Below are 24,313 nucleotides of genomic sequence, written 5' to 3'. Positions count from 1 at the left end.
GGATAGGCAGTGAGGTGACGCCGGGGTGAGCGCCCCGAGGCTACTCAGAGAAGTCGGAGAGCGAACCGCTCCGATCGGAATCGTCGTCGTCGTGGGGGGCTGTGTCCGCGTCGCCCTCAGTCGTCTCGGTGTCGGTGTCCGCACCAGTCGTCTCGTCGGTGTAGTCCCGTCCGGACTCCGTCGCCGGCTCGCCCCACGGGTCTTCGGGGTCCACCGGTTCGAGCGCGCGGTCGAGGTCGGCCGGCGAGTAGTCGGTCTCGTCGTCTAACAGCAATGCGAGGCGCTCCCAGCGGGCGCTCTGGTCGTCTTCACCCTCCGGCCCGACTCGGGCGCCGTGGGTCTTGAAGAAGTGCGTTCCGCGGTCGCGCCGCGCGCCCTCACCGGTGTGGCCGTCGAAGATGGCGTCGAACTGTCCTTCCGGTTCGAGGTCGCCGACGGGGAAGTCGTGAGCAGGCTCCTCGTCGCGCTCGTGCGCCTCGGCGCGCACCTCGGCGACGGCGGAGAAGTACGCGTCGGCGTTCGAGGCCTCGCGGGTCGAGCGCGCGCGGGCGGCCGCCAGCGCGGCGTGGATCGCACAGAGTCGACCCTTCCACTCGGCGGGCTCCCAGCGCTCGGTGGCCAGCTCCTCGTAGCGCTCGATCGTGAGGGCCACGTCGCTGCCAGCCCGGAGGTCTTCGACGACGTAGAGGTTCAGGCGGTCCCAGAGGTTCCAGGCGTAGCCGGAGCGGGCCAGCTCCCACGCGGCCCACGCGGCGATCTCCTCGTCGGAGCGGCGCACCGCCTTCTGGAGGAGGCTGGAGACGACGTACCGGCTGTACCCGCCGTCGGTCTCGTTCGGCTCCTTCGCCTCGCCGAAGTCGTTGTCGCCGGTCGCGTCCGGCGTCGTGTCGGTCTCCAAGCTCCCATCCGACCCGAACGTCGCCTGTCGATCGTCGCCGTCGGCCATACCTCCGCTCCCGCCGCGAGCGACTTAAAAACCCCGCGCGGCGTCTGCCGGTCACACCGGTCGTCCACAACCGCTTAGGCGGTCGATATGTGGGGTTCGGACGCTCCTTTGCAGATCGGTGTGTCATCGAGTATGAGACTCTTAACATAAATATAATGATATAAATATAATGATTTATATATCAATACTGGCACATGACAACTTGCACCATCCGGAACGGCCGGGCAGATGGTGCGGCAAGAGGTAAACGGTATGTCACATGATAATCGAACGACAGACGGAGATCGTCTCGCAAATGAAACACTCTCGACTGGGCGCCGGAACGTGCTCCGGGGGATCGGTGCGCTCGGACTCGGTGCCGCCGGGATGGGGAGCGTACAGGCCCGTCCGGATCAGGCCAATTCCGGATCCGCGGCGGAGTCGGTTCCGACATCCGCTCAGTTCTATTCCTTTACCCAGTCGGGCCTCTCGACGGCGGAGCTGATCTACGAGATGGAGGCAGCGGGCTACGACTACTTCGAACCGTTCACGATCAGCGACGACTCGGATGTCGACGCGATCACCGACGCGATCGACGAGACTGGCGTGGGGATGAGTAGTGCCCACCAGGGACTCGACGAGACGCTCGACGATCCTGAGGCCGTCGCCGAACGATACCTCCAGTACGGCGAACCCGCCCTCATCGAGCCGTACATCGGCCCCGACACGTGGAGCACCGAGTCGAGCGTCCTCGACCTAGCCCACGATGTCAACACGGCCGCGGACCACATGGCCGATCACGGACTCGAGTTCGGTTATCACAACCACAATCACGAGTTCCAGCAGCTCGACGACGCCGACGAGACCGGCTACGACGTCTTCGCGGAGGCGGTCGAAGACCACGTGCACCTGCAGCTCGACGTCGGCTGGGTCGAGACCGGCGGCGCGAACCCCACCGAGTACATCAGCCGGTACAAAGACAAGATCAGTTCCATCCACATGAAGAACATGGAGGACGGTGGCTTCGTCGAGATCGACGAGGGCGACGTCAACATGAAAGCCGTTGCCAACGTCGCGCGGGCGGCCGCCGACGTCGATTACCTGATCTACGAGTACGACCGAGCGCCCCAGCCGATCGAGTCGATGAACATCGGCGGCGAGTTCCTCGGTCGGTGGAACGGCCCGCGCCGCGGCCGTAACTGACGGGAGAACGTCCGAGTGACCGGGCCACCCGATGGTGGCTTTTATTAGTCGCCTCAGATCCCCTCGACGCGCCGTACGGCCCCCCGAACCTCCTGAGTCGTTGCGTACGGTCCGCCCGCGATACGGTGGTCCGCGATCAAGAGCGGAATCGGGTTCTTGCGGAGCGCGGTCGTCACCCGATTCAAGTCCTCGGTGTCGTGTCGATCTCCAAGCTTTCGTCCGACCCGAACGTCGCCTGTCGATCGTCGCCGTCGGCCATACCCCCGCGCTGCCGCCGCGAGCGACTTAAAAACCGCGCGCGGTGGGTGCGGTGAGGGGTCCCAAGCTGTCCGCGGTACAGCGGATCACACCGCGTTTGAAAGGGAACCCTTAAGTCGGATCCAGCGGGTAGAATACGGTAACCGCCCTTAGCTCAGCCTGGTAGAGCAGTCGACTGTAGATCGACTTGTCCCCCGTTCAATTCGGGGAGGGCGGACTTCTGCTGCGAACAACGTGAGCAGTCAAACGTCTAACCGGCCCGAATTGAGCAGACGAGTCACAGCCCGGACCGGCGAGCGAAGCGAGCCGCACGCCCCGACTGTCTCGGCGAGTTCAATTCGGGGAAGGCGGACTGGTTCTTCATACTCGTGAGCGATAGCGAGCGGGTGTTGATCGTGAGGGACGCGCTTGCGCCGAACCACTTCTACGTCGTCGTGGCGCTGGCGCTGTTCGGGTTCGCGTCGATCTGGCCCTACTACCCGGCGATCGGCGCCGGCTTCGCGTTCATCGGCTTGCTGGTCGCGCTCGACGACGTGATCGAGTATATGGCCGGCTTCCCGACGCCGCTCGATCAGGTGTGGAAGGGAGATATCTTTTCAGCAATAAAGATTATAGAATAAATATAGTATGTTTATATTGTATATTTTGGGTCCTTAGAGCAGTCATAACGGTGTTTTTGCATCTAAGTATGGTGACACTGTTCTTAAATAGACAGTATGTTTTGGGTACTATGAATGGGAGATCGGTACCCCTCAGATTGGAATTCTCGCCGGAAAAAGGTATATAAACGCGACAGTTATCGATGCCAAAAGTGTGGTTCGCTGGGTGGCAAACGTGGTAACACAGAGCTTCATGCTCATCATAAGAAACCAATTTCAAAAGGGGGATCTCATAGATACCGTAATCTGAAGACAGTCTGTAAGTCCTGTCATCAAAATATACACGGTCATGGAGTAGGCGGGAAAAGTCCTTCTACATCTGGGAGTTCAAATGGATATGATGATGATGCTGAGGCGCTCATAGGTGTCGTTTTGGCAGCTTGTACCATTTTTTTGGTTTTCACCTTCGTAGCTGCCGGACAAGTTCTTCCCGCAGGTCAAACAGTCACTGAGGAATATTCTGTTGATTATGTGGCAATGAATGAAAATCCGGATAATGGCGACGTAAGTTACGATTACAACCCGGGTTTGCCGCTTAACATTGAATATGAATTGGCTGACAGTGTCATTTCACAGAGGGACGATATGCATCTGAGGGTGAAAATAACCAACCCGAGCGAGAACGATCTCAGAGGGGATCTAACAGTTAACGCAAGGACGAATTACGTTCTTCATGGAGAGTTGTCAGAAATTCATTTTGATCTTGCACCGGGAGAGTCCAAAGTGGCGGAGATATCGATACTTGGTGGGAGATTCATTGCAGATTCAGGATTGGATCCACGAACTGTTACGTTTGATGCTGAAGCTCAAATTTTCAATTCTCAATATGACGAGATGGCCACACATCGTCAAACTGAAGAGATGATGTTGGAAGTACGCAAACCATTCTTCAGCAGACTCGGTGTTTACTGGCTCATCCTCCTACTTCTTGCCGGGTTGTATGGTAGTTATAAAATATGGAGAAAGAGATCAAAAACCTCTAGCACGAACTAATTTAGAAGCGATCTGAGGAGTCATACAAACGCCCGCGTCCGCTCCTTCGTATGCTCACTAACGACCTCGTCGACGCCCTCGCGATCGAGTATCGCTTTGTGCAGCGCCTCCGCAGTCATCAGCAGCTCGCTCACGTCGTCGGCGTCGTCGATCCCCTCGTCCCACGCCTCACGCTCGCCCGGTCGGAAGATCCCGCGATCGTCGAGGGCGGCGACTAGCTCTCGTAGATCCGCGCGATACGCTTCGAGCAGGGACATACACCGCGTGTATGTTGCGCGGAAGGCTTACATCTTTCCTCTATTCAGAGGGTTGGAGAGACGTCGATCAGAATGAGATTAGATTTAGTTGCTTTTGACTCACCGAACCGAAGTAAGGTCCCATTACATTCTCAGATAGCCTCTCGTAACCGAGTAGGGTGGGCTTTCGACGATCGCTGGCGGACACCCGATCATCTCAAAACCGGCAACATGCTCTCCAACTTCTGACATACGTATTTAATATCTATTACGTTAATTAATTAAGAATGTCCGTAGGGCAAGAGCTACTCGACGTACCGTTCCCTGAGATGATCGCGAGCATGGGTCAGGGTATCGCGGACGCACAGAACCAGTTGGACATGAACTCGGTCGAGGTCGCGAAGGTCCTCGCCGAGACGGAGATCGAGGTCGTCCCGGCGATCACGCGGACGATCGATTCGGAGGGCGAGGTCACCTACTCCTCCGCGACCCCGATCGACGTCTCGCTGCTGCAGGCCGGGTTGTTCCCGACCTTCTACCAGTTCTCGGAGGCCGTCATCGAGGTCGAGATGGACATCAAGACGACCACGGAACGAGAGACCGACATCGACGTGAGCGCCGAGGCGCACGCCGGATTCGGACTGTGGGGCGGGAGCATCCAGACCGACGTGAGCCACAACCGGAAGTTCGGCAAGGAGGTCCACGGAACGAGCAAACTGAAGACCACGATGGTCCCGGTTCCGGAACCGCCCTACCTCTTCCCCGAAGTCGAGACGATCGACCAGCGACAGCCCGAAGACAACGAGGAGTGATCGACCCCGCCGCTACTCCACGCGTGCGTTTTCGCACCCGTCCACACGGCGGACGGAGAGCGGCAACAGTGAGACCCATGCCACTACGAGCACATCACCTACCACCGCGCAGTACCGCCCCCGCTCGACCGACCCAACCGGTCGCGGCTGTCCCGTTCGACGACCTCGTCTACCTGCTGGCCGCGGGCGTCGCTGACGCCCAGACCGCGCTCGACGCGCACGCCGCGGAGACGCTCACGTCGCTCGCGGAGACCGAGATCGATGTCGTCCCGACGCTGACTCGTACCATCGAGTCGGACGGGACAGTCACGACGGACACCGCGGCGACGGAGCGCCGATCCCTGCTCGAACTCGGGCTCACGCCCGCCCGATACCGATTCAGCGACGCGACCATCGAGGTCGAGGTGGATGTGAGTGTCGCGGAACGCGACCAGTCCGAACACGACCGACCGGAGGACAAGCACGCGGATCGGGCGTTCGACCTCCGAGCGGGCACGCAGTCCGTGATCGACCGGCGAACGTTCGACCGCGAGGCCGGCGCGAACGCTCGGCTCGCGGCGCGGCTCGAACCGACCCCGATGCCGGCCGCGGTCGGACCGGAAGACGCGAGCGAGACGAGCCCCGCCAGCGACGGAGGCGAGCATGCCAACTGACGAGTGGCTCGCGCGACCGCTCAAGGAGTTCATCCGGACGGTCGCGTTCTCGGTCGCCGAGGGCCAAGAGGAGCTGGACCGCCGCTCGATGGAGGTCCAGCGTGCGATCGACCGCGATATCGAGGACGGAAGCCTCGCGTACGACCTCGACGCGTCGTGGCTCCGGTTCGCCGACGTCGAAGCGGACCTAGAGATGACGCTGTCGATCGAGGGGCAGGAGATCCGCGATCCGGAGACCAACGAGGTCCGTGCCTACAAGCCGGTCGTGAGCGCCGTCCCGCTGAATCACCGCGCCGCGAACGAGTACGATATAGACGCCGAGATCGCCAGCGAAGTGCGACTCCGCATCGCTCCCGTCCCACCGGAGTCTCGCAACCCATGAGCGATCGGTACGCCTTCGATGCCGACACGACTCGCTACGCCGAGACGTTTCAGCTAGAGGAGATCCCCCAGATCGACGTTGGCAAGTTCGAGACGGTCGAGCGGGCGGCGGTCGAACGGGTGATCACCGATCAACAGGAGTCGATCGTTCGCCTGCAGACAGACGTGCTGGACGTTCGAAGCGAGCGGAACGCCCTCGAACGCCAGCTCTCGAAGGTGGAAGCGCAGCGCGAGGAGCTTCGAGAGCGTGTCGGAGAGCTGGAAGCACAGCGGCCGGCGTTGGAGCCGAAGCAGGTCTTCGCGAACCTCGGTGCGGCGCTCCAAGAGGCCGACGACGATCTGGCGAGCGAGCGCTACCGCGTCGACGACGTCGACTTCACGCTCAAGACGAACGTGATTCAGACCGACGAGGGGATTCGGATGCATCTGCCGTCGCTGGACGAGTCGTCGGTGTCCGCGAACCTCAGCGAGGTCTCGTTCCGGCTACGCGCACCGCGCGGTGAGACGGAGGACGCCGGGCCGACGTACACTGACGTACCGGATCTTCGGGGCCAGCCGCACGAGGTCGCGGCGCGCCGGCTCGCCGCGGCCAACCTCGCTGTCGGAACGGTCGAGCGCGCTACCGACCCGGAGACTGCACCGGGGACCGTCATCGAGCAGTTCCCCGAGCCCTACGCCGTCACCGAGCCCGGATCGCCGGTCGATCTTGTGCTTTCCGAGGCGCCGGAAAGCGAGCCGGACACACCGAACGAGCCGGACACGCCGAACGAGCCGACCGCGGAACCGGTTCCAGAATCTGACGCCGACGCGGGAAGCGAGAGTGACGACACCGGACAGTCAGAGGATCCCGAAGCCGACGACACCAGCCAGTCGAAGAAGCCCGAGGCCGACGACGAGCGAGCCCGCATGGAAGCGTTCAGGCGGGCAATCGTCGACGTCGACCCCGAGAACGGCGCGGCGGTCGTCGAACGGCTCCGCCGCGCCGGCGTCACCGATCTCGACTCTCTGATTAAATTGGATCCCGAGAAGATCGCCGCTGAACTGTCGCTTCCGGTCGAACAGATCGTCGCACTCCAGAAACGGCTCGGCGGCCACGGCGAGTCGATTGCGCTCGAAGCGGTGTCCGGAATCGGCCCGACGTACGCGAGCCGACTCCGTGAAAAGGGCGTTCGCAACGTCTCACAACTGGCGGCGCTCGATCCGGACACCGTCGCCAAGATAACGCAAGCGTCGACGAACAGGGCCGAAAGGTGGATCGAACAGGCGACGCAGATGGCGGCGGGCCGATGACCATCGCGGAGCGGTTCGGCGCGTCCATCGAGGTCGCCGGACCGGACCCCAAGACGGAGGGGTTCTTCTTCATGAAGCGGCGAGACGCGGTCGACCACGACGCGTTCGTTACCGGCCTGCTTGGACTGGTGGGGACGTCGGGTCGGCTCGTGCTCCACCATCAGTCGGGATTCGCCATTGTTCGCCTTTCGCACGGGCGCGCCCAGCGGCTGGGACGGCTCCCGTGGGTCGACACCGTCGGTGGCATCCGGTTCGATCCGGAGCAGTTCGCAGCGATCGCAGGTGCTCCCGTCGCGTGAAGAAGAGGCCCCAATTCTCAACTCGATTATTCGCACCGATAGCGTATTTATCCCCCGCATGCAATAGTAGAGACATGACTCTCGTTGTGGTTCCAGTCCGGTTCCCGCCGTCGTCGCACTCCGAGGCGACGCTGCGAGAGGCGGCGAAAGTCGCCGAGGATCGGGATGCCGATCTTACGGTCCTCCACGTTGATCTGTACCAGAACTCCGGCGGCGTCTCCCGAGGCGACCTGAAACGCGCCGTCGAACAGCGAATCGGCCGGCTGGACCGCGCGCGGTACGTCGTCCGCCGGGGGTTCCTCGTCGAGGAGACCATCTTGGAGGAGATCGTCGCCGAGGGCGCCGACGTGGTCGTCATCGGCTCGAAGCAGGCCGGACGCTGGCGACGTATGGTCCAGAAGCTCCTCTCCGACCCCGACATCGACACGTACCTTCGCGACGAGCTCGACTGCACCGTGATCACGGTCAACGGCGTTGGCGACACCACGACCAACGAGGCCGGTGAGGGCGCCGAGGACACCGCGCCCCTACCCGAAGACGGCGCTGGCAACTGACCGGTCTCGACCGGTTGAACGCCGCGATTCGTCCCGACGACCTCGCTCTCGCCGCGCTCTGCTCCGACTCTCTCATTCCTCGCTGCGCACCTCCCCACCGGCGACCTCGTACCGACGCTCGTACTCGATGACGGTCGCGACGCGGTCGGCTATCTCCTCGCCGAACTCCTGTTCGACGAGATAGAGCGCGAGGTCGATCCCGGAGGTCACCCCACCCGCGGTGAGCAGGTCGCCGTCGTCGACGACGCGCGTGTCCACGACCGCGGCGCCCGACTCGCGGAGCTCGTCGATCGCCGAAGCGTGGGTGACCGCGCGCCGCCCGTCGGTGACGCCGGCCTCCGCGAGCAGCATCGCACCGGTACAGACCGCCGCGGTCCGAACACCGGCGGCGTGGTACTCGCCGAGCGCGCGCGGCACGTCGCCCTTCTGTGCCTCCGCCCACGCGCTCGCGTCCTCGTCGCGCGCGGTCCAGCCGCCGCCGGGGACGACGAGCAGGTCGGACGCCTCGTCGGCGTTCGGCCCCGGAAGGACGCCGTCGACGCCGACCCGCGTCCCGTGGCTTGCGGTCACCCACTCGCGCTCGTCGAGAGTGACGTATCGGACGCGGCCCGGTCGCTCGGTGACGTCGGTCCCGCCGTCGTCCGCACCGTCGCTCGCCCTCTCCGCGGCGTAGCCTAACGCGTAGTCGAACACCTCGTACGGTCCGATCCCGTCCAACTCGTCGAACCCGTCGTACAGCAGAATGTCGATGTTCACTGTCGGGGACGTACGCGCTCGGTCGTCATGTGCGTTCCCCCGGTGGCTGTGCGTTCCCCCAGCAACTGTGCGTTCCCTTCTCGACTCACTCGCCGTCGAACGCCTCGGCGACCGCCTCGATGTCGCCGGCGACGCGGTCGCGGTCGATCCGTTCGCCCCGGTAGGCGCGCTCGACGACCCCGTCGGGGTTGACGAGCAGGGTGACGACGACGTGCGTGAAGTCGTACCCCCGCACCCGATCGCTCTCTGTCGTCCGCTCAAACCCGATTCCGAGCCGGTCTTCCACGACGGCTTTCGCTCGCTCCGGGCTCTCCGGGCGGAGGTAGTGCCAGTTGCCCGATTCGAGGTCCGCGCCGATCGACTCGGCGTTGTCGCGCAGCGCCGCCTCGTCGTCGCGCTCGGGGTCGAACGTGATCGGGAGGAACAGCGTCTCGTCGGTCAGTCCCGCGTCGGCGACGCGGCGTTGCACCCCGACGAGCCGTCGGAGGAGGATCCCGCACTCCGCGGGACAGAAGGTGAAGATCCCGGTCACGATCGCGGTCCGATTGATGGCCTCGCTGTCGATGGTGATCCCGGCGATCGGGTCCCGCAGTTCGAACGGCGGCAGCGACTGGCCGTACGCGGGATACGCGAGGTCCTCGCTGTCCGCGATCTGGTCCTCCTGCGGATCGAGCACGACGCCCTCCGGCCCACCGCCGAGCGCGGACGTGCATCCGGCGGCTGCGCCGATCGTCGCCGTGCCGATCCCTCCGAGCAGCGCCCGGCGTTTCATGCCACAAACGACGGCCCGCGGGCGCATAACCGGTCTGGTGCGGGCGTCGAACGGCTCCTCACAACCGGAGTATCCGGATGCTTATAACGGCGAGTAGTACGGGATCGGCGGGTGCGGCAGCGGGACGCCGAGCGTCGCGAGGCCGTGCTGAAGCGGGATGTACCCGAGCGCGACGAAGGCGACACCCAGCGCGCGGTGGAGTCGCATCCGCGTGTCGACGCTCACGGACCCGAACACGGTTCCGAAGAGGAACAGCGCCGGCACGGTACCGAGCCCGAGCGCGGCGAGCGCGGCCGCGCCGCCGAGCGCGCTGCCCTGCACGAACGCGTACAGGAACGCCGGGTACAGCAAGGGACACGGTAAGAGCCCGTGCGCGGCGCCGAGCCCGACGATCCGCCAGTTGCCGACCCACGCATCAATTCGGGGGACGATCCGGCCGGTGACGACCCCCGAGGCGGCTTCGATCCCGGGAACCGGAATACGCTGGAGCTCCAGTCGGAGGGCGTACCGCACGCCGATCGCGATGACGACCGCACCGACGACCAATCCCGTGAGCGCGTGGACGTCGTCGGCGACCGTCGTCACCGTCCGGCCGGTGACGAACGCGAGGCTCCCCGCGAGGCCGAACAGCCCGCCGATCGCGGCGTAGCTCGCCGTTCGTCCGAGGTTGAACAGCGCGTGTTGGCGCACCTGTCGCACGGTGAGATCGTCGCTTCCGCCGGCTCGTGCGGTCCTCTCTGGGCCGCCGTTACCGCCGTTACCGTCGGCGGCGGCGTCGGATCGCATCCGGTCCGCGTACGTCGAGACCAGCGGCCCGCACATTCCGAGACAGTGGGCGCCGCCGAGGAGCCCGACGAGCAGGAACACGCCGAGACTCAGCGGTTCGGCGGAGTGGATCGTCCCGGTTGGCTCACACGTCGCCGTCGCGGGGACGAGTGTCTGACGGGCCAGCGAGTCGACGCCGGCCCCGAGTTCGCGCATGGTCGATCGGTGGCCGGGGGCGGCCCTAACGGATCTGGTGCGATCGACGAACGCGACGGCGAGAGGAGGAGTCCGCGAGCGGGGGCAACTCCCTCACTCGAACAGGCTGTCGACGGTCCGAACGAACCGGTCGACGATCCGGTCCGGGAGCGACGGCGACACCTCGTCGAAGAGCGTCGCGGTCCGCTCGGGGAACGCGAGCGAGAGGTGCATGGGTCGCTCGTCGGACTTCTCGACGATCCCGCTCTCGACCAGGTTCGAGACGTGCCAGGAGACGGTGCTGCGTGCGAGGTCGAGCTCGTCCGCGAGCGTCGTCGACCGAGTCGGGCCGTCGGCGTGGAGCCGAACGAGGATCTCGCGGGCGGTCTCCCGCCGGAGGAAGGCGACGGTCCGCCGCTCCCACGGGTCGAAGGCCGGGTCGAAGTAGTGGGCGCGTCCGCCGATCCGCTCGACCGCGATCTCGCCGTCGCGGACGAGCCGACGGAGGTGGTACTGCGCCTGTCCGGTGGCGATGTCGAGGTCGCGGCCCACCCGGTTGAAGTGGACGCCCGGCGTCTCGCGGACGTGTCGGCGGATCCGGGCTCTGGTGTCCGGCATGGGTGTTCGTCGTGACCTACCGGATCGGCATTTAAAAGGGGCGCGGGCGTTCCCTCAGCGCGGGAGCGGACGGGGAGTGTATTCTTGTCGCTCGCCGCAGTACGACTCGACAGCGTGATTCCGATTCCCGCGACCGTAGCCGCCGGAGGGTGGGGCGTAGAGGGGTCGCTACCGCTGCTCGCCACCGTGTTCGTCGCCGGCGTCGGCACGGGACTGCTCTTTCTCGTGAGCGTCGTCGCGTACCGCCGCCGCCGGAGCGCGCAGTACGCCCTTATAAGCGTCGCCGTCGGCGCTCTCCTCACCCGATCGATCGTGGGCGCGGGCACCGTCCTCGGCGTCGTGCCCATGCCGGTCCATCACTTCCTCGAACACAGCCTCGACTTCCTGATCGCCGCGGTCGTCCTCTACGCGGTGTACGCCTACGCCCCGGGAACGGTGAGCGACGACGCGGCCTCGGACTGACCGACGACTATCCAATTCACGGGCTCTCTCAGCCGGCGATTCTGCTCCGGACGCGTTCGAGAAGCGCGTCGACGCGGCGGCCGTACGCCAGCGCCGCGCCCGCGAGGCCAGCGCCGAGAAGCGCCCAGCCGACCAGCGATCCGACCGCGCGGTTCGTCGAGACGAACCCACCCTCCGGCGCGAAGGCGACGCCGATCACGTGTTCGAAGACGAGCCCGCGAAACGCCCCGTTCGGCGCCAGCGCGAGCGATCCGGAGATCGTCGCTGGCGATGCCCCACCGCCGAGCGAGCGGAGCAGAAGGAGGTCACCGCCGAGCACGCCCGCGACCAGCGCGAGGACCCCGAGCGCGATCGCGCTCCGACGACTCGCGGCGAGCGCCGAGACGGCGGCCGCGAGCGACACGTACGCCGCGCCCAACAGGAGGACGAACGCGAGGAACCGGAGGTACAACACCGGCGAGTCGATCCCGGCGTGAGTCGCGAAGATCCCCGTGTCCGGCGCGACGGTCAGCCAGACCCCGGCACCGACTACCGCGTACGGAACGCCCACCACGGCGACGAGCGCAACCGTCCGCGCCAGTAACACCCCGGCGACGTACTCGCTGACCCGAACCGGGTACGTCCGGATCACCGCGAGTTCCCCGCTCGCGCCGTCGGAGAGCAGCGCGCGGTACCCCAACACCACCCCGACGAGCGGGACGAGTGCCTCGGTCGGGAGGAGCAGGTCGACGACCGCCGGCACGAACCCGGTGGCGCCCCCGCCGCCCGCCGCGAGGAGGCCGCCGACGGCGACGAGCAGTCCGACCGCCAGCACGCCGTAGCCCGGAGTTCGGACCACCGTCGCGAGTTCGCGTCGGAACACGGTCGCGACGCCGGTGAGGGGGCCGCTCATCGGTCCGACACCCCCGTGACGTGGACCGTCGGCTCCGGTTCGTCGCCGTCGCTTTCGCCCTCATCGTCACCGTCGCTTTCGCCCTCATCGTCACCGTCGCTTTCGCCCTCATCGTCACCGTCGCTTTCGCCCTCATCGTCACCGTCGCTTTCGCCCTCATCGTCGCCGTCGCTTTCGCCCTCATCGTCACCGTCGCTTTCGCCCTCATCGTCACCGTCGTCACTCTCTCCGTCGCTCTCGTCCTCGTCGTCGGGCCCCTCGCCTTCATCTCCTGCCGGCGCACCCAGTTCCCCAATCACGACGCGGTACAGCTCACTCGCGTTGGCGACGCCGTGCTCGTCGAGCAGCCGGTCGAGGGGTCCTTCGGCGGCGACCTCCCCGCGACGGAGGACCACGACGCGGTCGGCGTGGTCGTCGACGAGGTCGAGCGCGTGCGAGGAAACCACGACCGCGGTGTCGCCGTCGGCCTGATCGGCGGCCGCGCGGAACGCGCGCTCGCGCATCCCCGGGTCGAGACCGCTCGCCGGCTCGTCGAGGACCACGAGCGAGGGGTCGCCGAGGACCGCCTGCGCGATGCCGAGCAGGCGACGCATGCCGCCCGAGAGCGCCTCGACGCGCCGATCGCCGGCGTCGCCGAGCCCGACCCGGTCGAGCGCCGCGTCCGGGTCGTCGCCGACGAGGCGCGCGTAGAACGCGAGCGTCTCGCGGGCCGTGAACCCCTCGCGGAATGGCACCCGCTGCGGGAGGTACCCGATCGGCTTCGGCCCGGTCGCGCCGGGGTGGCGGACCTCACCCGCTGTCGGCGCCGTCGCGCCGACGAGCACTCCGAGGAGGGTCGACTTTCCAGATCCGTTCGGGCCGATCACGGCGGTGAGACCCGGTTCGACCGTAAGCGACACCGAGTCGAGTACCGGCACGCCGCCGTACGTCCGGGTGACATCCGACAGGGCGGCGACGGTCTCGTCAGGCATCGCTGACACCCCGAATCGAGGCGGTCGCTCCCTCGACAGTCGGCACCGTCGTCCGGTCAGATCGCTGCGGTCTCGGCCCGATACCCCCGCTCGTCGCGTTCCGATCGTGTGCGTTCATTGCTGCGTCCTCGTCGCTCTCTCCGCTACCGTCGCCCAGTTCGGCGCGCCAGTCGGCACGGACCGGTCCCGCGTCCGGGTCGAGCGCGGCGTCGATCCGGTCCGGCGAGTACGGCTCCGCCGCCGGCGCCGGATCGATGATGCTCCCCGAGCGCGCCCCGGGAACGGTCCCCCGGAGTCGGTCGAGGAGGGCGACCGCGGGCGACTCGCGCACGGCGACCGCGGCGACCTCGCGGTGGAGGGCAGCGTCGACCGGGGCGGTCGGGCGGTACGCTCGCTCGCCGGGCTCGTGGACCCCGACGTTTGCCCCCTCCCAGTAGTTCCCGCGGTCGCCGTCGGCCCAGACCCGGAGCGCGCCCGCCCCGGCGGTCGCGTGGTCCGCGTTGCCGACGAAGTCGTTCGCGACGATCCGGCTCGACGGGACGACCGTGGTCGCTCGTGCGCCCAGCTCGTTGTTCGCGGCCACGTTGCGCTCGTACAGCGACCCGCGCGAGCTGGTCGAGAAGCCGAGTTCGTTGCCGACGAGCGTGTTGTACCCGACGTACGTCCGGGTACCAGACGCCTGCACCCCCGCGCTGGAGTTCCGCACGTCGTTGCCGACGATCGCGTTGCCCGAGGGACGGGTCATCACCGTGATCCCGCCGAACAGCTCGTTGCGGAACGCGTTGTCGGCGATCAGCGCGTCGCCCGTGTACATGAGGTGCGTCCCGTACCGATTGTCGGTGAACGTGGAGTTCCGGACGACCGAGCCGTCGGCACGGTGGAGGTAGATCCCGTCGCGGCCGCCCTCGAACGCGCTGTCGGTCACCGTCACTCGCGACCCCATCCCCGCGATTCCCATGAAGCCGTCCTGCCAGCTATCCGCCCCGTCGACTCGGAGGTCGCGGACGACCGCGTGAGAGCCCTCCCGGAGGAGCAGCCCGCTCGCGTTCGCCTCGACCGTCACGTCGTCGACGACGAGTCCCGGTGCGCCGATCGCGCGGATCCCGGCATCGCCGTGACCGTAGCCGAGTTGGATGTTGGTGTCCCACACCTCGCCGTCGTCCGAACCGTTGACCCCACCGTCGTCTGCGCGACCCTCGCGCGCCGCCTCCGGATCGCGGGTCTGTCCTCCGCTCCCGTCGACCGCGAGTCCGGTGAGCGCCACGTCCGGCGCCCGCACCGTGATCACCGACCCGTCGCCGTCACCGCTGATCTGTGCGTCTTCACCGGCGATCGTGACCGACTCGTTCACCGTCAGAGTCTCCTCGTAGGTCCCCGGCGGGACGACGACGGTCGTGTTCGCCGGCGCGGCCGCGACCGCCGCCTCGATCGTCGGCGCGTCCTCCCCGACGACGACCGAGACCGGTCTGTCGGCGCGGCGCTCGGCGGCCGCGATCCGGCCGTCTGCTCCGGCCCAGCGCTCGGGGGCCATCGCGCGCACCGTCGCCGCGGAGTCCGTATCGAACGACCGGCTTCGGACCGTCTCCCAGTCGACCGCTCGTCCGCCGTGGTCGGCGGCGAACGCCTCGGCGGCACCCCGTTCGCGGAACGGGACGACCGTCTCGCCCGCCGGGCTCCGGGCGTCGCTCCCGACGACGTAGGTCGCCTCCGCCGCCGGCGTCCACTCGCCGGCGGACTCGGCTGCGAACAGCCCGGTCTCGATCGTCCCCGGTCGGGCGCCGTCGAACGTCTCGACGTAGGCGGCGATCGGGTAGCCGAACTGGCGTTCGGTTCGACCGTCGTCCAGCGTCGCCGCGAACGATTCGACGCCGTTGTACCCGACGACGTACTGGAGCTGCGAGTAGAAGACCTGCGTCCGCGGCACCCTCGCCGACCCCGCCATCAGCGCGTCCGTTTCCGAGGAGAGCCCGAGTTCGACCACGTCGTCGTAGGCGGCCGGCGAGGGCGCGGTCGCCTCGGGGTCGGCGGCGAACGCCCCGGCCGTCGCGACGGCGGCAACGAGGAGGAGCGCGACGAGCGCGATTCGGAGCGCGCGAGGCAGGTCGCCGTAGGGATCGAAACGCGTCACGGAGGACCTTCGATCGCGGAGGGTTTAGCGGATCTGGTTCGTTCCTCGAACAGGCGTCTGAATCGGTCCCGAGGGCCTAAGACGGTCGTCTTCGAATATCCGCTGATGACCGAAACCGAACCACTGTCGGTGTCGCGTCGACGCCTGCTGGCCGGGGTCGGCGCGGGTCTCTCGCTCGCCGCCGCCGGCTGTCTGGGCGACGAGAGCGCGTCGATCACTCCCGTCTCGCTCGACGGCGAGCGGGCCTGCGACCAGTGCGGCATGATCATTGCGGACCACCCCGGTCCGGTCGGACAGATCCACTTCGAGGACGACGAGCCGGAGGGCGGGCGGCCGGGACAGTTCTGCAGCAGCACCTGCACGTACACCTACCGGTTCGACGCCGAGGACGCGGGACGAACCGTCCGGGCGGCGTTCCTCACCGACTACTCGCTCGTCGATCAGGAGGTGTTTCAGGAGGGATCCGACACGATGTTCTCCTCGCACGTCGAGCGCGAGGCGTTCTCCCGGATGATCGATCTCACCGTCGTCGCGCGCAGCGAGGTTGTCGGTGCGATGGGGCCAGAGTTGATCTCGTTCGGCGAGGAAGAAGACGTGGAGTCGTTCGTCGAGGAGTACGGCGGCGAGCCGATGGCCGCCGAGGACGTGGACCGCGGAACGCTAGAAGCCTTATAAATAGCCGAGCGCAGGTCGCGTATCGCTTATAAACGATCGCCGCGATCCCGAGGGCGCTTATAAACAGTGTCCGAGGTCGAGAGCCCGGAGGTCGAGCCGCCGTCTACTCTGCGGCGCCCCAGTTCTCGACGCGCTTCGGCCGGTCGGAGACGGCCATCACGTCGAGGTCGTCGCCCTTGTGGTCGATAGCTTCGAGCGCCGCCTTCGCGGAGGCGTGCGTCGAGAAGTAGGTGATCTCCTCTTCGACCGCCACTTCGAGCAGCTCGCGCTGCCGGGAGACGATGAGGTCGATCTCGCCGCGCTTCGCGGCCTCGATCAGGTCCGTCGCCTCGCTCAGCTCGAAGTGCTCGGCGTACCCCGCGACGAGGGACTCGCCGGCCTCGGTGTCCGGGTCCGGGAACTCGTCGGCCGAGAGGTCGACGACGGCGGTACCGGACTCGGGGATCGGCTTGTTCGTCGAGTCCTGCGCCTTGTCGTACGCCTTCCCGAACGAGCGGGCCGTCCCCATCACTTCGCCGGTCGACTTCATCTCCGGGCCGAGCCGCGGGTCCGATCCCGGCAGGCGGTCGAACGGGAGGACGACCTCCTTCACGCTGCGGTGTTCGGGGATCTGCTCGTCGACGTCGAGGTCGGCGAGCGTCAGGTCGTCGGTCATCACCTTCGCAGCCAGCTTCGCGATGGGGACGCCCGTCGACTTCGAGACGAACGGGACCGTCCGCGAGGAGCGCGGGTTCGCCTCCAGCACGTACACCTCGCTTTCGGCGTCGTCGTCGCCGACGCCCGTTACCGCGAGCTGGACGTTGAGCAGGCCGACGGTGTCGAGCGCGCGGGCGATGTCCTCGGTGACCTCGCGGACCCGAGCCAGCGTCTCCTCGCCCAGCGAGCGCGGCGGAATCATACAGGCGGAGTCGCCCGAGTGGACGCCCGCGCTCTCGACGTGCTCCATCACGCCGCCGAGCAGCACGTCATCCCCGTCCGCTACGGCGTCGACGTCCAGTTCGACCGCGTCGTCGAGGAACTGGTCGACTAAGATCGGCTTGTCGGGTGAGACCCGGACCGCCTCCTCGATGTACTCTTCGAGTTCCGCGTCGTCCTCGACGACCCGCATCGCACGCCCGCCCAGCACGTAGGAGGGGCGCACGAGGACGGGGTACCCGAGATCGTGAGCGAGTTCGAGCGCCTCACTCTCGCTCGTCGCGGTGCCGCCCTTCGGCTGGGCGATCCCCATCTCGTCCATCAGGACGTTGAACCGGTCGCGGTCCTCCGCTAAGTCCATCGCCTCGACGCTCGTGCCCATTATCTCGCAGTCAAGCCCGCGGCGCTGGAGTTCCGCTTCGAGCGGTTCGCCGATGTTGACCGACGTCTGTCCGCCGAACTGAACCATCACGCCGTCGGCGCCGGTCGCCTCGACCACGTCGGCGACCTCCTCGGCGGTGATCGGGTCGAAGAACAACCCGTCGGAGGTGTCGTAGTCGGTCGAGACGGTCTCGGGGTTGTTGTTGACGACGTGCGCCTCGATACCGAGCTCGCGAAGCGCCTGAATCGCGTGGACCGAGCAGTAGTCGAACTCGACGCCCTGCCCGATCCGGATCGGCCCGCCGCCGACGACGACCACGCTGTCGACGCTCTTGTCGACGACGAGCTCGCCGGCCGCGGCGTCGCCCTTCAGCGGTCCCCGGTTGAACTCGGACTGACGGGCGGAGTAGTAGTACGGGGTCTCGGCGGCGAACTCGCCGGCACAGGTGTCGACCTGTTTGTACGTCCGGCCGGGAACGTCCTCCTCCACGGTCTCGACGTCGACGCCGCCGTCGAGGGCCGCGATGTCGGCGTTGGTGTGGCCCGCGGTGGCCGCCTGTGCGAACTCGCCGTTCTGCGCGGCCTGCGCGGAGTCGCTGACGCGCTTGAACCGCTCGAGGTACCACGGCTTGATCCCGGTCAGGTCCTCGACGTCCGCGACGGTGTAGCCGCGGTCGAACGCCTCGAAGATCGCGTACGGGCGGTCCGGCGTGGGGCGTTCGAGGTACTCGGTCTCAAGGGTCTCGTCGTCGATCGCGGGCCAATCGACGGCGGGGTCGTACTCGGAGGAGCGGAGCGACTTCAGCAGGCTCTCCTCGAAGTTCCGGCCGATCGCCATCGCCTCGCCCGTGGACTTCATCGCGGTGCCGAGTTCGAAATCCACGTCGTCGAACTTGTCGATGGGCCAGCGTGGCACCTTCGTCACTACGTAGTCGATGGCGGGCTCGAAGGCGGCAGTGGTCTCGCCGGTGATCTCGTTGTCGATCTCGGGGAGCCGCTTGCCCAGCGCGACCTTCGCGGTGACGCGAGCGATCGGGTAGCCGGTCGCCTTCGACGCGAGCGCGGAGGAGCGGGAGACGCGCGGGTTCACTTCCACCACGCGGTACTCGCCGCCCGGCGTCCCGTCGTCGTGCCACGCGAACTGGATGTTACACCCGCCCTGAATGCCCAGATCCCGAATTACTTCAAGCGCGGCGTCGCGCATCTCCTGATGCCCGTCGTCGGGAATCACCTGCGAGGGGGTGACGACCGTCGACTCCCCGGTGTGGATCCCCATCGGGTCGATGTTCTCCATGTTGCAGATGATGATACAGGAGTCGTCGGCGTCCCGCATCACTTCGTACTCCAGTTCGACCCAGCCAGCGATGGACTCGGTGATGAGCACCTCGCTGTTCCGCGAGAGGCGGAGCCCCTTGCGGACGCGTTCGACCAGTTCCTCGAAGTCGTCGACGACGCCGGAGCCGGAGCCGCCGAGGGTGTACGTCGTCCGGGCGATAACGGGGAGCCCGCCGACCTCGTCGACGGCGGCCTGCACGCGCCCGCGGAAGGCCTCCTCGTCGAAGTCGGTGACCGACTCGCCCTCGTCGAGCGAGATGGTCGTCGAGGCGGGAACCGGCTGGCCCAGACCCTCCATCCGCTGGCGGAACAGGTCGCGGTCCTCCGTCGCGTAGATGGTGTCGAGCGGCGTCCCCATCACCTCGACGTCGTACTCCTCCAAAATTCCCTCCTCCGCGAGTTCGGCGGTGACGTTGAGCCCGGTCTGGCCGCCGAGTCCGGCGATGACGCCGTCGGGCTCCTCGATCCGGATGACTTCCGAGATCGCCTCGGGCGTGATCGGCTCGATGTACACCCGGTCTGCGGTCTCGGGGTCGGTCATGATCGTCGCCGGGTTCGAGTTCACCAGGACGACGCGAGCGCCCTCCTCCTGAAGGGCGCGGCACGCCTGTGCCCCGGAGTAGTCGAACTCGGCCGCCTGTCCGATCTGGATCGGTCCGCTGCCGATGAGTAGTATCGTCCGGTCCTCGCTCATTACGCGGACGGAATACGTTCATCGTAATAAGGTCGGCGATAGAATACGAATCTCGCAGCAAGTTTGCGATTTTCGCAAGGTATGTCGTCCCATATCGCATGAGCGTCGGTACCAAGCATGCCGACGGTTTATCAGGATGCCTGACGCAGCCCGTCAGTATGGCGTTCACCACGCCCCCGCCGCTCGGCGACGACCAAGCGCTCGCGATCGTGGCTCCCTCTCGGCCCCCCGACGCGACGAAGCTCCAGATCGGTCGCGAACGACTCGCCGGGCTCGGCGTCGAGACGCGGGTGTTCCCGACGGCGGATCCCGACCGCGACGAGCCGGCGTCGCCCGCGGCGCGCGCGGCCGACATCGAGGACGCCTTTGCGGATCCCGAAATCGGCGCCGTGATGGCGTACACCGGCGGCGACGACCAGATTCGGGTCCTGCGACACCTCGACGGGGACGCGCTCGCGGCGAGCCCGACCCGCTTTTTCGGCTACAGCGACAACGACAACCTCCGGCTGTTCCTCTGGAACCGCGGGATCGTCAGCTACGGGCTCGGCGTCCACCCGGACCTCGTCTGCGACGCCGATCTCCACACCTACACCGAGCGGTACCTCCGTCGCGCGCTGTTTGAGGAGTCGCTCGGCCGGATCGTGCCCGCCGACGAGTGGACCGACGACTGGTTCGACTTCGAGGCTCGCGAGCCCCGCGAGTGGGACGATACCCCCGGCCCGACGATGTGGGTGGGGCCGGAGGGAGACTCCGCCGAACCGGTCCGCGGTCGGGTGTGGGGCGGGACGTTCGCGATCGTGAAGTGGCACCTCCAGACGGACCGCTACCTCCCGGCGCCCGACCGACTCGACGGGGCCGTCCTCGCGCTGGAGACCTCGGAGGACGTACCGCCGCCGCGCGAGGTCGGCTACACGCTTCGCGCGATGGGTGAGCGCGGGCTGTTAGAGCGGTTCGACGGCGTGCTCGTCGGTCGCCCGCGGACCAACGCACCGCCGCTAGAGTGGGATCCGGACCCCGATGAGTACCCCGCCGAGCTAGAGAACGTCGTCACTCGGGAGCTTGGACGATACGTGCCCGACGCCGTCGCTGGCTTCGGCTACGACTTCGGCCACACCGATCCCTCGTTCCCGCTCCCGCTCGGCGCGGTCGCGACGCTCGACCCGGAGGAGAAGGCGCTCCGGTTCGGACCGGACTGATCGTGGGTCCTCCCGCTCAGGCCTCCAGCCGGTATCGATACGGCCGATCCGCAATGACCTCGACCTCGCCGCGCTCGGCCCACCGCCCCAACACGGTGGCGATGCGGTGCGGGCTGTCGATCTCCTCGCATTTCCCGGCGAGTGCGAGGATCTCCCGCGCCGTCAGCGGCTTGTCGGCCGCGGCGAGCACGCCGCGGATCCAGTCGTACCGGTCGTATTCAGCGGCGCTCATACGTCTTGCCTACGGTCTCCGAACATATAGGGTTCAGTGAGACGGGAGTCAGACAATAGTCTGACACAATAGCTGTAGCGGTCGTTATCGGGGTTTGATCCACCGATCGTGGACGGCGTTTTAAAAGGATCCGAGACCCCCAAACCCGAGATCGCGGTCGGCCTCGCGCTCAGGCGTACGGGTCTTCGGCCTCAAGGTCGCGCTCAGCGCGATACTGATCGACGAACTCCGCCACGTCGAACTCGACCATTTCTTGCTCGAACGCCGAGAGCGCCTCGTCGTCGTCGGCGTGGCTCACGGCGTGTTCCATCAGCTCGACGACGAGCTCGACGACGATCTCGTGGAGTCGGCGCGAGTCGAACTCAGTCACCCACGCCATCGCGTACCCCACGTCGGCGTTCTCGCTGGCGTCGTACGCGACGACCGCCTCCGGAAACTCCTCTAAGACGACCCCAAGCAGATGCGGCGTGTCGAACTCCGGCATCTCCTCGCTCGTGGTCTCGATCGCCTCGCGGAGCACCTCGACCAGAAAGTCCGGGAGGAACCGCTCCGGGGGATGCACGTCCATCACGACCGCGTGCGTCTCGCCGCAATCGCACTTGAACTCACGCATCCCCAGATCCAGCTCGCCGGCCACCATCGTCTGCCCGCAGGGCAGCTCTAGCGTGTTCTCGTCGTCGCCCGGGACGCGCGGCTGGGACATATCCGTTATTGGTCGATGTTGGGGTTAAAAGGCGCGGAACGTGATTCGCAGTGAGGACGCGGAGAGCGTTATTGGAACCCGATCTTGCCGCCGGTGTCGCGGATCGCGTTGCCGCTGCCGCCCTTGAACTGCTCTTCGACCTCCTCGTAGTACGCGAGGATGTCGTCGTTGATCGTGGGGCGCACCGACTCCAGCGCGCGCCGGAAGTGCTTCATCTCGACCTCCTCGGCGTCGTCGTCGTCGCGCAGCGCCTCGATGGCGGCCTCGCGGGCGATGCCCTCCAGATCGGAGCCGACGTAGCCGTCGGTGATTTCGGCGATCTCGCGGAGGGTCACGTCGGGTGCGAGCGGCGTGTCCTGCGTGTGGATCTCGAGGATCCGCTCGCGGCCCTCCTGGTCGGGCTGTCCGATCATGACGAGCCGGTCGAACCGGCCGGAGCGCAGCAGCGCGGGGTCGATCATGTCGGGACGGTTGGTGGCGCCGATCACCATCACGTCGCCCATCTCCTCTAACCCGTCGAGCTCCGTCAGCAGCTGGTTGACGACGCGCTCGGAGACGTTGTTCCCCATCTCCTGCCCGCGCGAAGGCGCGAGGCTGTCCAGCTCGTCGAAGAAGATGATGGTCGGGCTCACCTGCCGGGCCTTCCGGAAGGTCTGCCGGATCGCCTTCTCCGACTCGCCGACCCACTTCGAGAGCAGCTGTGGCCCCCTGACCGAGATGAAGTTCGCGTTCGTCTCGTTGGCGACCGCCTTCGCCATCAGCGTCTTCCCGGTGCCGGGCGGGCCGTACAGCAGCACGCCCTTCGGGGGGTCGACGCCCATCCGGTCGAACTTCTCCGGCGAGCTGAGCGGCCACTCTACGGATTCTTGAACCTGCTGTTGGGCCTCACTGAGCCCACCGACGTCGTCCCACGATATCTTCGGGAGCTCGACGAGGACCTCGCGCATCGCGGAGGGCTCCACCTCATTTAACGCGGCACCGAAGTCGTCGCGCTTGACGATCATCCGGTCGATGAGGCTCGGCGGGACCTCCTCGTCGTCTAAGTCGATCTCGGGGAGGTACCGCCGAAGCGCCTTCATCGCGGCCTCCTTCGTGAGGCTCTCGATGTCGGCGCCGACGAACCCGTGCGTCTCGTCGGCGAGGTGATCGAGAGAGACGTCGTCCGAGAGCGGCATCCCGCGGGTGTGGATCTGGAGGATCTCCTTGCGACCCACCTCGTCGGGGACGCCGATCTCTATCTCGCGGTCGAAGCGCCCGGGGCGCCGGAGTGCGGGATCGACGCTGTCGACGCGGTTCGTCGCGCCGATGACGACCACCTGTCCGCGCGTTTCGAGGCCGTCCATCATCGTCAACAGCTGCGCGACGACGCGGCGCTCAACCTCGCCGGTCACGTCCTCGCGCTTCGGCGCGATCGAGTCGAGCTCGTCGATGAAGATGATGCTCGGGCTCTCCTCTTTCGCGTCCTCGAAGATCTCTCGGAGCTGCTGTTCGGACTCGCCGTAGTACTTCGAGATGATCTCCGGGCCGGCGATCGAGAAGAACGACGCGCTCGTCTCGTTGGCGACCGCCTTCGCGAGCAGGGTCTTCCCCGTGCCCGGCGGGCCGTGCAGGAGGACGCCCTGCGGCGGCTCGATCCCGAGCTTCGAGAAGATCTGCGGGTGTTTCATCGGCAGCTCGACCATCTCGCGGACGCGCTGGATCTCCGACTGGAGCCCGCCGATATCCTCGTAGGTGATACCGCTGCCGGTCTTCTCGAACCCGGAGATCGGCTCCTCGCGCAGTTCGACTTCGGTGTCCTCGGTGATCAGACAGACGCCGTCGGGCTCGGTGTCGACCGCGATTAGCGGGATCGCCTGTCCGGGCGATCGCATGAACGGGTGGTTCGTCGACGACATCACGGGAACGATGTCGCGCTCGACGACCGGCCGCTTGAGGATCTGGCGTTTCACCATGCCAGCGGCGTCGGAGCCGAACTGGACGGACGCCTCCTCGGGCGGAGCCAAGACGAGCTTCTCGGCTTTTTCGGCCTCCGCCTTCCGGATCGTCACGCGCTCGCCGATGCCCACGTCGGCGTTCTGACGGGTGAAGCCGTCGACGCGGACCGTGTCCGTGTTCCAGTCCTGGCGGTCGGCGCGCCAGACCTTGGCGGCGGTCGTCTCCGCGCCCTCGATCTCGATGATGTCGCCGGGCGAGAGCTTGAGGTGCAACAGCGTATCGGGGTCGAGTCGGGCGATGCCGCGACCCGAGTCGTTCGGGTACGCTTTCGCCACTTCGAGTTGGACTTCGTTCATGATTCCTCGCGGGGGTTGTCAGTAACTGCACCCGGTTCGGGAATAAGCTTGTTGCCCGTGCCGGTCCCG

24 protein-coding genes, 1 tRNA gene and 1 pseudogene are annotated in these 24,313 nt (G+C 66.6%); 13 read left to right on the top strand and 13 right to left on the bottom strand.

Annotation, left to right across the window (positions count from 1 at the left end; genetic code table 11):
* Positions 1 to 40 precede the first annotated feature (40 nt).
* A complete protein-coding gene (locus HLAC_RS08640; protein WP_015910460.1) occupies positions 41 to 946 on the bottom strand; it encodes a hypothetical protein in 906 nt (301 codons plus the stop codon).
* Positions 947 to 1,198: 252 nt separating this feature from the next.
* On the opposite strand from HLAC_RS08640, the gene HLAC_RS08635 reads away from it, so the two are divergent.
* The 4 genes from HLAC_RS08635 to HLAC_RS17790 all read left to right on the top strand — a co-directional run bounded on the left by HLAC_RS08635 (position 1,199) and on the right by HLAC_RS17790 (position 4,038).
* Positions 1,199 to 2,128, top strand: coding sequence for a sugar phosphate isomerase/epimerase family protein (locus HLAC_RS08635; protein ID WP_049933450.1), 930 nt, complete (start codon positions 1,199 to 1,201; stop codon positions 2,126 to 2,128).
* 401 nt (positions 2,129 to 2,529) lie between these two features.
* Positions 2,530 to 2,603, top strand: a tRNA-Tyr gene (locus HLAC_RS08630).
* Positions 2,604 to 2,754: 151 nt separating this feature from the next.
* A complete protein-coding gene (locus tag HLAC_RS08625; RefSeq protein WP_015910458.1) occupies positions 2,755 to 3,006 on the top strand; it encodes a hypothetical protein in 252 nt (83 codons plus the stop codon).
* A gap of 114 nt (positions 3,007 to 3,120) precedes the next feature.
* Positions 3,121 to 4,038 (top strand): HNH endonuclease, encoded by a 918-nt coding sequence (locus HLAC_RS17790; protein ID WP_079892102.1) that lies wholly within the window; start codon positions 3,121 to 3,123, stop codon positions 4,036 to 4,038.
* Positions 4,039 to 4,058: 20 nt separating this feature from the next.
* On the opposite strand, the gene HLAC_RS08620 is transcribed toward HLAC_RS17790, so the two are convergent.
* The gene (locus tag HLAC_RS08620; RefSeq protein WP_015910457.1) at positions 4,059 to 4,295 is read right to left on the bottom strand and encodes a hypothetical protein; all 237 of its coding nucleotides are present in this window, start codon (positions 4,293 to 4,295) and stop codon (positions 4,059 to 4,061) included.
* Between the two features lie 266 nt (positions 4,296 to 4,561).
* On the opposite strand from HLAC_RS08620, the gene HLAC_RS08615 reads away from it, so the two are divergent.
* From HLAC_RS08615 to HLAC_RS08590, 6 genes are all read left to right on the top strand, one after another.
* The gene (locus HLAC_RS08615) at positions 4,562 to 5,086 is read left to right on the top strand and encodes a hypothetical protein (RefSeq protein WP_015910456.1); all 525 of its coding nucleotides are present in this window, start codon (positions 4,562 to 4,564) and stop codon (positions 5,084 to 5,086) included.
* Between the two features lie 77 nt (positions 5,087 to 5,163).
* Positions 5,164 to 5,739 (top strand): hypothetical protein, encoded by a 576-nt coding sequence (locus HLAC_RS08610; protein WP_015910455.1) that lies wholly within the window; start codon positions 5,164 to 5,166, stop codon positions 5,737 to 5,739.
* The gene (locus HLAC_RS08605) at positions 5,729 to 6,121 is read left to right on the top strand and encodes a hypothetical protein (protein WP_015910454.1); all 393 of its coding nucleotides are present in this window, start codon (positions 5,729 to 5,731) and stop codon (positions 6,119 to 6,121) included. Before HLAC_RS08610 ends, HLAC_RS08605 begins: the two co-directional genes overlap by 11 nt.
* Positions 6,118 to 7,410, top strand: coding sequence for a helix-hairpin-helix domain-containing protein (locus tag HLAC_RS08600; protein WP_015910453.1), 1,293 nt, complete (start codon positions 6,118 to 6,120; stop codon positions 7,408 to 7,410). Before HLAC_RS08605 ends, HLAC_RS08600 begins: the two co-directional genes overlap by 4 nt.
* Positions 7,407 to 7,709, top strand: coding sequence for a hypothetical protein (locus tag HLAC_RS08595; RefSeq protein WP_015910452.1), 303 nt, complete (start codon positions 7,407 to 7,409; stop codon positions 7,707 to 7,709). The genes HLAC_RS08600 and HLAC_RS08595 overlap by 4 nt, the downstream gene beginning before the upstream one ends.
* 74 nt (positions 7,710 to 7,783) lie before the next feature.
* Entirely contained in the window at positions 7,784 to 8,263 is a 480-nt protein-coding gene (locus HLAC_RS08590) for a universal stress protein (RefSeq protein ID WP_015910451.1), read from the top strand.
* A gap of 72 nt (positions 8,264 to 8,335) precedes the next feature.
* On the opposite strand, the gene HLAC_RS08585 is transcribed toward HLAC_RS08590, so the two are convergent.
* The 4 genes from HLAC_RS08585 to HLAC_RS08570 all read right to left on the bottom strand — a co-directional run bounded on the left by HLAC_RS08585 (position 8,336) and on the right by HLAC_RS08570 (position 11,369).
* Positions 8,336 to 9,019 (bottom strand): DJ-1/PfpI family protein, encoded by a 684-nt coding sequence (locus tag HLAC_RS08585; RefSeq protein ID WP_015910450.1) that lies wholly within the window; start codon positions 9,017 to 9,019, stop codon positions 8,336 to 8,338.
* 85 nt (positions 9,020 to 9,104) lie between these two features.
* The gene (locus HLAC_RS08580) at positions 9,105 to 9,791 is read right to left on the bottom strand and encodes an SCO family protein (protein WP_049933447.1); all 687 of its coding nucleotides are present in this window, start codon (positions 9,789 to 9,791) and stop codon (positions 9,105 to 9,107) included.
* Positions 9,792 to 9,872: 81 nt separating this feature from the next.
* Positions 9,873 to 10,772: a sulfite exporter TauE/SafE family protein gene (locus HLAC_RS08575; RefSeq protein WP_015910448.1), complete on the bottom strand. Its 900-nt coding sequence runs from the start codon at positions 10,770 to 10,772 to the stop codon at positions 9,873 to 9,875.
* Between the two features lie 93 nt (positions 10,773 to 10,865).
* Positions 10,866 to 11,369 carry a winged helix-turn-helix transcriptional regulator gene (locus HLAC_RS08570; protein ID WP_015910447.1) on the bottom strand — a complete coding sequence of 168 codons (504 nt, stop codon included), beginning with the start codon at positions 11,367 to 11,369 and terminating at the stop codon, positions 10,866 to 10,868.
* Positions 11,370 to 11,483: 114 nt separating this feature from the next.
* On the opposite strand from HLAC_RS08570, the gene HLAC_RS08565 reads away from it, so the two are divergent.
* Complete coding sequence (locus HLAC_RS08565) at positions 11,484 to 11,831, top strand: DUF7471 family protein (RefSeq protein ID WP_015910446.1); 348 nt, start codon at positions 11,484 to 11,486, stop codon at positions 11,829 to 11,831.
* A 28-nt stretch (positions 11,832 to 11,859) separates the two neighbouring features.
* Here the strand turns inward: HLAC_RS08565 and HLAC_RS08560 are convergent, their stop codons facing one another.
* The 3 genes and pseudogenes from HLAC_RS08560 to HLAC_RS08550 form a co-directional block, all read right to left on the bottom strand.
* Positions 11,860 to 12,723 (bottom strand): ABC transporter permease subunit, encoded by an 864-nt coding sequence (locus tag HLAC_RS08560; RefSeq protein WP_015910445.1) that lies wholly within the window; start codon positions 12,721 to 12,723, stop codon positions 11,860 to 11,862.
* Between the two features lie 206 nt (positions 12,724 to 12,929).
* Positions 12,930 to 13,694 (bottom strand): annotated as a pseudogene (locus HLAC_RS08555) (ABC transporter ATP-binding protein); the annotation flags it as partial.
* Positions 13,687 to 15,822, bottom strand: a complete 2,136-nt coding sequence (locus HLAC_RS08550) for a NosD domain-containing protein (RefSeq protein ID WP_015910443.1) — start codon at positions 15,820 to 15,822, stop codon at positions 13,687 to 13,689. The pseudogene HLAC_RS08555 and the gene HLAC_RS08550, both read right to left, overlap by 8 nt.
* Before the next feature lie 105 nt (positions 15,823 to 15,927).
* Here HLAC_RS08550 and HLAC_RS08545 point away from each other — a divergent pair, with 105 nt between their 5' ends.
* Positions 15,928 to 16,497 carry a nitrous oxide reductase accessory protein NosL gene (locus HLAC_RS08545; RefSeq protein WP_015910442.1) on the top strand — a complete coding sequence of 190 codons (570 nt, stop codon included), beginning with the start codon at positions 15,928 to 15,930 and terminating at the stop codon, positions 16,495 to 16,497.
* A gap of 103 nt (positions 16,498 to 16,600) precedes the next feature.
* Here the strand turns inward: HLAC_RS08545 and carB are convergent, their stop codons facing one another.
* Positions 16,601 to 19,822 (bottom strand): carbamoyl-phosphate synthase large subunit, encoded by a 3,222-nt coding sequence (gene carB / locus HLAC_RS08540; RefSeq protein WP_015910441.1) that lies wholly within the window; start codon positions 19,820 to 19,822, stop codon positions 16,601 to 16,603.
* A gap of 158 nt (positions 19,823 to 19,980) precedes the next feature.
* Between carB and HLAC_RS08535 the strand changes: the two genes are divergently transcribed.
* Complete coding sequence (locus HLAC_RS08535; protein WP_049933444.1) at positions 19,981 to 21,018, top strand: S66 family peptidase; 1,038 nt, start codon at positions 19,981 to 19,983, stop codon at positions 21,016 to 21,018.
* A 16-nt stretch (positions 21,019 to 21,034) separates the two neighbouring features.
* Here HLAC_RS08535 and HLAC_RS08530 read toward each other — a convergent pair whose 3' ends face one another.
* From HLAC_RS08530 to HLAC_RS08520, 3 genes are all read right to left on the bottom strand, one after another.
* Positions 21,035 to 21,250 (bottom strand): hypothetical protein, encoded by a 216-nt coding sequence (locus tag HLAC_RS08530; protein ID WP_015910439.1) that lies wholly within the window; start codon positions 21,248 to 21,250, stop codon positions 21,035 to 21,037.
* A gap of 169 nt (positions 21,251 to 21,419) precedes the next feature.
* The gene (locus HLAC_RS08525) at positions 21,420 to 21,953 is read right to left on the bottom strand and encodes a DUF5815 family protein (protein WP_015910438.1); all 534 of its coding nucleotides are present in this window, start codon (positions 21,951 to 21,953) and stop codon (positions 21,420 to 21,422) included.
* Between the two features lie 68 nt (positions 21,954 to 22,021).
* Positions 22,022 to 24,244: a CDC48 family AAA ATPase gene (locus HLAC_RS08520; RefSeq protein WP_015910437.1), complete on the bottom strand. Its 2,223-nt coding sequence runs from the start codon at positions 24,242 to 24,244 to the stop codon at positions 22,022 to 22,024.
* Positions 24,245 to 24,313 lie beyond the last annotated feature (69 nt).

It is taken from the genome of Halorubrum lacusprofundi ATCC 49239, assembly GCF_000022205.1.
Lineage (GTDB): Archaea > Halobacteriota > Halobacteria > Halobacteriales > Haloferacaceae > Halorubrum > Halorubrum lacusprofundi.
The sequence above is the reverse complement of the archived record's forward strand: the minus strand, read 5'-3'. Positions and strand labels throughout refer to the sequence as shown.